The organism is Salinicola sp., from assembly GCF_982684285.1.
The window spans coordinates 1-8,535 of the sequence record NZ_CEXLVS010000177.1; the positions used below are offsets into that span (position 1 = coordinate 1).

At 64.1% G+C, this 8,535-nt stretch carries 7 protein-coding genes and 2 pseudogenes; 7 read left to right on the top strand and 2 right to left on the bottom strand.

The annotated features are described in order from the left end of the window. The first annotated feature begins 89 nt into the window (after positions 1-89). The 6 genes and pseudogenes from AC3AYF_RS14700 (at position 90) to AC3AYF_RS14725 (ending at position 5,328) form a co-directional block, all read left to right on the top strand. Positions 90-860 (top strand): annotated as a pseudogene (locus AC3AYF_RS14700) (ABC transporter ATP-binding protein). A 13-nt stretch (positions 861-873) separates the two neighbouring features. Then, positions 874-1,590 (top strand): ABC transporter permease, encoded by a 717-nt coding sequence (locus AC3AYF_RS14705; protein ID WP_295037978.1) that lies wholly within the window; start codon positions 874-876, stop codon positions 1,588-1,590. Beyond that, the gene (locus AC3AYF_RS14710; RefSeq protein ID WP_487779913.1) at positions 1,578-2,306 is read left to right on the top strand and encodes an ABC transporter permease; all 729 of its coding nucleotides are present in this window, start codon (positions 1,578-1,580) and stop codon (positions 2,304-2,306) included. Before AC3AYF_RS14705 ends, AC3AYF_RS14710 begins: the two co-directional genes overlap by 13 nt. A gap of 137 nt (positions 2,307-2,443) precedes the next feature. After that, positions 2,444-3,196 (top strand): annotated as a pseudogene (locus AC3AYF_RS14715) (transporter substrate-binding domain-containing protein). A 67-nt stretch (positions 3,197-3,263) separates the two neighbouring features. Continuing rightward, positions 3,264-4,394, top strand: a complete 1,131-nt coding sequence (locus tag AC3AYF_RS14720; protein WP_295037972.1) for a succinylglutamate desuccinylase/aspartoacylase family protein — start codon at positions 3,264-3,266, stop codon at positions 4,392-4,394. 163 nt (positions 4,395-4,557) lie between these two features. After that, a complete protein-coding gene (locus tag AC3AYF_RS14725; protein WP_487779914.1) occupies positions 4,558-5,328 on the top strand; it encodes a transporter substrate-binding domain-containing protein in 771 nt (256 codons plus the stop codon). 99 nt (positions 5,329-5,427) lie between these two features. On the opposite strand, the gene AC3AYF_RS14730 is transcribed toward AC3AYF_RS14725, so the two are convergent. Beyond that, complete coding sequence (locus AC3AYF_RS14730) at positions 5,428-6,945, bottom strand: amino acid permease (protein WP_295037968.1); 1,518 nt, start codon at positions 6,943-6,945, stop codon at positions 5,428-5,430. Between the two features lie 429 nt (positions 6,946-7,374). Here AC3AYF_RS14730 and AC3AYF_RS14735 point away from each other — a divergent pair, with 429 nt between their 5' ends. Further along, entirely contained in the window at positions 7,375-7,743 is a 369-nt protein-coding gene (locus AC3AYF_RS14735) for a hypothetical protein (protein ID WP_295037966.1), read from the top strand. Between the two features lie 327 nt (positions 7,744-8,070). On the opposite strand, the gene AC3AYF_RS14740 is transcribed toward AC3AYF_RS14735, so the two are convergent. Continuing rightward, a partial coding sequence (locus tag AC3AYF_RS14740; RefSeq protein ID WP_487779915.1) for an AbrB family transcriptional regulator occupies positions 8,071-8,535 on the bottom strand: 465 nt, incomplete at its 5' end.

Genomic DNA, 8,535 nt, shown 5'->3' on the forward strand with positions numbered 1-8,535 from the left:
CGCCATCGAAGATGGCTCGGGCGACAGCAAGACGGGCCATCTGACGCCGTGCCGCTTCCCGCCAGCCAACCCACTCGGTGGACAACATCATGGCCGCGACCCCCATTCCCCTGGAAGCGAAGGGCATCAAGAAGCGCTTCGGCGATCACGAGGTACTCAAGGGGATCTCTCTCCAGGCGCAGAAAGGCGACGTCATCACGCTGATCGGTGCTTCCGGTTCCGGTAAAAGCACGTTCCTGCGCTGCATGAACCTGCTGGAACAGCCCGACGAAGGCGAGCTGATCGTTCACAACGAGACGATCGGTTTCCGCGCCACCAAGCACGGCCGCGAGCCCGCCGACTGGAAACAGGTCGAGCGTATTCGCGCCAAGCTTTCGATGGTGTTTCAGAACTTCAACCTCTGCTCGCACATGACCCTGCTCGAGAACGTCATCGAGGCGCCGGTCAACGTGCTGAAGAAACCCAGAAAACAGGCCATCGACGAGGCCCGCGCCCTGCTCGACCGCGTCGGTCTGCTGGATCGCGCCGACTACTTCCCGACCCAGATGTCCGGCGGTCAGCAGCAGCGCGGCGCCATCGCCCGGGCGCTGGCGAGGGACCCGTAGGTCATGCTGTTCGACGAGCCGACCTCGGCGCTCGATCCGGAGCTGGGCGGTGACGTCCTCAAGGTCATGCGCGACCTCGCCGACGAGGGCCGTACCATGATTCTGGTGACCCACGAGATCGCCTTCGCCCGGGATGTCTCCAGCCAGGTGATCTACCTGCACCAGGGCGTGGTCGAAGAGGTCGGCGCGCCGGCCGATGTCCTCGACAACCCGCGCTCCGAGCGCCTGCGCCAGTTCCTGGCGCCCAAGCACTGAGGCGGACACCATCATGATCGACCTGCAAGGCTACGGCCCGCGGCTGCTCGAGGGGGCGCTGGTCACCGTCGAACTGGCCGTGCTCTCGCTGATACTGGCAGTCATCCTGGGGTTGTTGACCGCCAGCGCCAAGCTGTCGCGCAACCGGCTGATTCACGGCATCGGCACCCTCTACACCACGCTGGTGCGCGGCGTGCCGGACCTGGTGCTGATGATGCTGCTGTTCTATGGCGGCCAGATCGGGATCAACATGCTCACCGACCAGCTCTACTACGCCTTCGATGTCGACATCTTCATCAACGTCGACGCCTTCGTGGCGGGCGTCATCACCATCGGCCTGATCTTCGGGGCCTACATGGGCGAAACCTTCCGCGGTGCCTTCCAGTCGGTGGAAGAGGGCCAGATGGAAGCCGCGCGGGCCTACGGCATGAGCCCGCTGCTCGCCTTCAGGCGCGTCCGGTTTCCGCTGATGATGCGTCATGCCCTGCCGGGGATCGGCAACAACTGGATGGTGCTGCTCAAGACCACCGCGCTGGTCTCGATCATCGGCCTGACCGACATGGTCCGGGTGGCCGCCGAGGCGACCAAGGCGACCCACGAGCCCTTCCTGTTCATGATCCCGGTGGCGCTGATCTACCTGCTGATCGCCACGCTTTCCGAGTGGGGCTTCGCCAAATTGACCAAGCGCTATAACACCGGCTTCGGGGAGTCCAGCGAATGGAACAATTGAACGGCTGGTTCACCGAGCTGCTGTCCGGCAACCTGATCTTCACCGCCAATACGCTGAGCTTCTACTGGAGCGGGCTCGTCACGACGGTGCAACTGGTCTTCCTGTCGCTGCTGATCGGCGTGATCCTGGCGGTGCCCCTGGCCATCGGGCGCGGCTCGAAGCGGCGCTGGATCAAGTTGCCGATCTACGCCTTCACCTACGTCTTCCGCGGCACGCCACTTTTGATCCAGCTCTATCTGGTCTACTACGGCGTGGTCTTCTTCGACGGCATCCAGGACAGCATCTTCTGGGTGGTGTTCAAGCAGGCGTTCTTCCCGGCGCTGATCGCGTTCACGCTCAACACGGCGGCCTATACCACCGAGATCTTCCATGGCGCGATCAAGAATACAGCCAAGGGCGAGATCGAGGCAGCCCGTGCCTACGGCATGTCGCGCAAGCTGATGATGCGTCGCATCATCCTGCCCAGCGCCTTCCGCCGCGCCCTGCCGGCCTACGGCAACGAGGTGATCTTCATGCTCCACGCCAGCGCCGTGGCCAGCGTGGTGACGATCATGGACCTGACCGGGGCGGCGTACTACGTCTATGCCCGCTTCTACGCGCCGTTCCAGGCATTCATCTTCGTGGCACTGATCTATCTCTGCCTGACCTTCAGCATCATGTTCGTGTTTCGCAGGCTGGAGAAACGATTGCTGGCGCACCTGCGCCCGCGGGCCTGATTGCCGGCGACACGGCCACGACGGCCCGTCTTCCCGATCATCAACCACCAATCACAAGAGAGTCGAATATGAACAAGTGGATCACCAGCGCCCTGCTAGCCGGCGCACTCGTATCGGGCCAGCTCCTCGGCCAGGCCATGGCCCAGGACGCCAAGGAGACCGTTCGCCTGGGCATCGACGTGCCCTACGAACCGTTCGTCATGCGCGATGCCGACGGCAAGCTCGAGGGCTTCGAGATCGACCTCGGCAACGAGCTGTGCGCTCGCGCCAACCTCGAGTGCAGTTGGGTCGAACAGAGCTGAGACGGCATCATTCCCGGCCTGCTGGCGCGCAAGTACGACGCCATCCTCTCCTCGATGGCGATCACCCCGGAGCGCGAGCGCCAGGTGATGTTCTCGCTGCCCTACTACAACACGCCGAGCGTCTGGATCACCGCCAGGGATCGCGATATCGACATCGATGACAAGCAGTCCCTCGAGGGCCTTTCCGTCGGCGTGCAGCGCGGTACCATTCGCGACGTCTACGTCACCCAGGAGTACGGCGACGTTCTCGACATCCACCGCTACGGCTCCTCCCAGGAGGTGGTCAACGACCTCAAGTCCGGCCGTCTCGACCTGACCTTCGAGGACTTCCCGATCGCCGTTGATGCCATCGATTTCCGTCAGGACGACAGCCCCTACAAGCAGCTCGGCGACAGCATCAAGACGCCGACGTCGATCTTCGGCAAGGGTGCCGCCATGGCGTTCCGCCAGCGTGACAAGGCGCTGGCCGCCAAGTTCGACAAGGCGATCTGCGAGGTGTACGCCGACGGCACCTTCGACAAGCTGATGGAGCAGTACTTCGACTACGACCTGTCGGTGCGTCCCAGCGAAGCCGACTGCACCCAGTAACCCAGCCCCGCCCGGTCGTTGCCGTGCCAGCGACCGGGCCTCCTGATTCTCGAGCCGAGGAAGCGTCGTGGAACACCGGAAACACCCATTGACCAGCCCGGTGCCGGGCACCGAGCGACAGATCGACAGCTTTCACTACGGCCCGGCGGACGCCGAGCGCCATCTGTACATACAGGGTGCCCTGCACGCCGACGAGCTGCCCGGCATGCTGGTGGCCTGGACCCTGAAACAGCGCCTGGCCGAACTCGAAGCCCAGGGCCAGTTGGCCTGCCGCGTCACCCTCGTCCCGGTGGCCAACCCGGTGGGCCTGGACCAGCAACTGATGGACACGCCGCTGGGCCGCTACGACTTCGAGAGCCTGACCAATTTCAACCGCCGCTACGCCAACGTCACCGACGAGATCGCCGATGGCCTGGACGCCGCGCTGAACGACGACATCGCCCACAACCGCGACGTGATTCGCGACCGGTTCGAGGCCGCGCTCGATGCGGCTCTCGAGAAGACCGGGCCGACCACCACGCTGGAGTCGATGCGTCTGACCCTGCAGCGCCTGGCCTGTCGCGCCGATTTCGTGCTCGACCTGCACTGCGATTTCGATGCGGTGGAGCATCTCTACACCACCCCGGCGGCGTGGCCGGTGTTCGAGCCGCTGGCACGCTACTTCGGCGCCAAGGCCAGCATGCTGGCGACCGATTCCGGCGGGCAGTCGTTCGACGAGTGCTTCACGCTGGTGTGGGAACGGCTGCAACAGACCTTCGGCGACCGTTTTCCGCTCGATTACGGCTGCCAGTCGGTGACGCTGGAGCTACGCGGCCAGCGCGACGTCGATCACGGTCTCGCCGGCCGCGACGCCCAGGCGATCATCGACTGGCTCCGGCACCTGGGACTCGTCGCCGGCGAGGCGCCGCCCCTGCCCGAGCTGCCCTATCCCGCCACCGAACTGGCGGCGATGGACTTCCTGCACGCGCCGATCGGCGGACTGCTGGTGTTCCACGCCACGCCAGGCATGACAGTCGAAGCCGGGCAGCTCATCGCCGAGATCATCGACCCGATCAGCGATCGCGTCGAGCCGGTCCGCGCGCCGCAGGCGGGCATGTTCTACGCGCGCAGCCAGCGCCGCATGGCCACGGCGGGCATGATCGTCGCCGATATCGCCGGCCACCGCAGCCACCGCAGTGGCTACCTGCTGGCGCCGTGAGCCAAGCGTTGATCGGGATGATATTCAACCGTGTAAGCTTTCGTTATGCTGCGGTTGTCATCCATCGGATGTCGTGGATCGTTCGCCGCCCACGAAGCGGCGGACGGACCGGGACCGAGTCGCGACACACAAGAACACACGCATCACAAGAGAGAAGCGATCCATGAAAAAACTGCTGACCACCAGCCTGCTCGGCGCCGCGCTGATCGCGGGCGTCGCCCAGGCCCAGGACACCGAACAACTGCGTATCGGCGTCGACGTTCCCTACGAGCCGATGGAATATCGCACCCCGGACGGCGAACTGACCGGCTTCGACATCGAGCTCGGCAACGCCATGTGCGAACAGATCAAGGCCGACTGCGAGTGGGGCGTCCAGGCCTGGGACGGCATCATCCCCGGCCTGCTGGCACGCAAGTACGACGCCATCATGTCGTCGATGACGATCAACGACGAGCGCCGCCAGACCGTGCTGTTCTCCGATCCGTACATCAAGCCGCCCTCCGCCTGGTTCGCGGCGGCCGACAGCGGCATCGAGACCACCTATCCCGAGTCGCTCAAGGGCAAGACCATCGGCGTCCAGCGCGGCACGCTGCAGGACAACTACGTGACCGACATGTACGGTGACGATGCCAACATCAGCCGCTACACCACCGCCGACGACCTGGTGCTGGACATGGATGCCGGACGCGTCGACATCGCCTTCCTCGATTTCCCGGTGGGCAAGTCCACGCTGCTGGACAGCGAGGATGGCAACTACGTCACCGTCGGCGACATGATCAGCGAGCCGGCAAAATACTTCGGCGAAGGCTTCGGTATCGCCTTCCGTCCCCGCGACAAGGAACTCGCCGAGCGCTTCGACGACGCCCTGGCCACGCTGAAGGACAACGGCACCTACCAGAAGATCTACGACAAGTACTTCAAGACCCAGCAGTAACTGCCGTCGGCGGCGGCGTTTTCCGCGCCCCGCCAGGCCCTCGAGCGCAAGGCCCCGATCCCCGGATCGGGGCCTTGTCGTTTGCGCCATCCGGTGCGATCAGCTGCGCGGCCGTATCGCGGGTGCCGTCTCGACATCCTCGCCCGCCTCGCGTCGCGCCATGGCGAACTCCTCTTCCGGCGACAGGATCAGCCGATGACGACCGACCAGGGCGAAATAGGCGATCGCCACGGCGAACCAGACGATGACGCCGAGGATGCCGACCCGGTAGGTGGGATCGCTCAACTGGAAAAACAGCGTCACCAGCGCGATGACGATGGTGACCCAGGCGCCGGGCACCCCGAACGGACTGCGGTAGGGGCGCGGAATGTCGGAGCGGTTCTTGCGCAGCAGGATGAACGATGCGGCCTGGGCGATGTAGGAGCACATGGCACCGAATACCGCCATGTTGAGCAGGGTGCCGCCGATCACCGCTGACCCCTGATCGATTCCCAGGCCGGTGAACAGTATCAGCATGATGACGAGCCCCAGACAGGCACCGGCGATCATCGCCACGTGCGGCGTCTTGCGGGTGCCGTGGGTGACCGACAGCCAGGTGGGGAAGTAGCCGGCACGCGACAGCGAATAGATCTGACGCCCCTGGGCGAAGATGATGGTGTGGAAGCTGGAGATCAGCCCGATGATCGCCACCAGCGCCAGCACCTTGGCCAGGCCGCTGCCGTAGATCGCGGCAAAGCCGTCCAGCAGCGGTTCGCCGCTCCGGCCGAGGGCGTAGGCTCCGACGCCGACCAGCGAGGGGTTGAGGAACAGCACCATCGAGGCGGAGACGATCAGCGTGATCATCCCCAGGATGATGCCCTTGGGCATGTCCCGCTTGGGGTCGACCGACTCCTCCGCCGCCAGTGGCAATTGCTCGATCGCCAGGAACAGCCACACCGCGAACGGCATCGCCGCCAGCGCACCGCCGACACCCATGGGCAGGAAGGGTCCGCCGCCGCCCTCCAGTCGTTCGCCGTCGCTACCGATGTCGAGGGCCCAGGTCGAGAAGTCGATATTGGGAATGGCCGATATCCAGAACACCACCAGTACCGCCAGAGCCAGCAGCGTGACCGTCAGGGTCACCTTGAACGACAGCTCCACGCCGACGATATTGAGCCCCACGAACAGGATATAGCCTATCACCCACCATAGCGGCTGCATCGCCGCCGGCGTCTCGAAGATGCTGCCCAGATAGGAGCCGATGAAGAACACGATGACCGCCGGCGTCAGGATGTACTCGACGTTCTCGCACAGGCCGGTGATGAAGCCACCCCACGGCCCCATCGAAGAGCGCGCGAAGGAGTACGCCGCACCCGTGTGCGGTAACGCCGGGGACATCTCGGCGATACAGAATGTCAGCCCCAGATACATGATCGCAATCAAGGCGGTCGCGATCGCCATGCCGCCCCATCCGCCGACGGAGAGCCCCAGATTCCAGCCGGAGTAGTGCCCGGAAATGACCGCCCCGACGCCGAGTGCCCATAGCGACCAGGGGCCGGCATATCGGCTCAGCCCGCGCTGTTCGAAGTAACTGGCGTCTTCCTGCCGGTATTGAATGTTGGAGGGTTGCTGTTTCATGTCCGCCTCTCGCCGCTGTCGTTGTCATTGTTGTCGTCGGTGCCGGCTCGTGGATCGGCCGCCGCATGCCGTGTTCTGTCTCCCCATGACACGAGGAGAGCCTGCACTTTCAGAAATACTGCAGACCCTGCTCCCCCGCAAATCCCATGACGCAAATGGAACAGTGGCCAAGGGGAAGGGGAAGGGGAAGGGGAAAAGGGCAGCGGGCCGACTGGCGGAGCGCAAATCGCCGCCACGATCGCCGGCAACCGCTACGTAAGACAGCAATTGTTTACCGTTCTGGTGTGGAGAGCCGCACTGGCTATCCGTATTCTGCTGGTAACGCTAGCGCGTAGGTCCAGTAGAGACAGACGGTGCTCTTGAAGGCACCGCATATAAGGACGATTGCCCATCACTGGAAGCTATCGCCACCGAATCGCAGGGGGTTCCATGGAGCAGTGGCTCAGTACAACGTCGGGAGAGATCATCTTTTGGCTGGGGCTGTGCTCGATTGCCGTGATCCTTCGATATCGCATGCCGGGCTGGATCGCCCTGTCACTGCGTCCGAACAGCGGCAGCGGCGCGGAAGCTGCCGTTCAGGTCGCCACCCACCCCGTCAGTGGCAAGCTTCAGGTCTATCATCTCTCGCGCTGGTTCGACGCAGTCCTGATCGACCCCGCCAATCCCCCCCTGCGTGATGGCGAGACCGTCTACCTGATACGCTGGGAAGCGCGGCAGGCCTGGGTCAGCCGCGTACGCAGCCACACGCCGGCCCCGCGCAGTCACAGGCACAGGCGCTGGCAATGGAGCCTGCACTAGGGTCTGTTCCCGTTTCGTTCGCGGCCGCGCCGGAGCCCGTTTTAGCGCGAGGCAAGGCACGAGATGCGAAGTTTAGTGGGCTAAATGAGCCATCGAGAAACGCAGCATCGCACGAAAACGGGCCCGGCCCTTCGGGTTGCGCGCAAAATCTCGCCATGCGTTGTTGGAGGACTTGGCAAGGGAACAATCATTCCCTGCGTCCTCCGCCTAGCCTGGCGAGATTTTTCACGGCAACGCGGCTTGCGACGAAACGGGAACAGACCCTAGGCTTCTTACGAAAACTAGCTGCGCATGAGACGGTCGGGACGCCAAGCCTCGACACCTCCGTCAGGTCGTCGACGGCTTGGCGAATCGCGCCACCAATCTCGCCATCCCCGGCCCGACCAGTACGACGGTGAACAGCCGCAGCGTCTGCAGCGCCACCACCAATCCCACATCCGCATGCGTATCGATCGCGATGATCGTCATCGAATCGAGACCGCCAGGGCTCGTGCCCAGATAAGCGGTGATGAAGGTGGTATGCATCAACAGCGTCATCAGCCAGGCGGAAACGGCACATAGCGCAATCAGGACCAGCGAAGCGAGGATCATCTTGCCGAGAGCGCGCGCGATGTTGTGGACCGTCTCCCGGTCGAAGCGCAATCCCACGTAGGCGCCGATCACCCCGTAGGCCAATTCGAGGAGCGGCTGGGGTAGCACGATGGTGATGACGCCGCTGAGGCTCAAGACGCTACCCAGTACCACCGGGCCGAGCACCGCGCCGGCGGGCAACCGCCGGTCGAATAACCACAC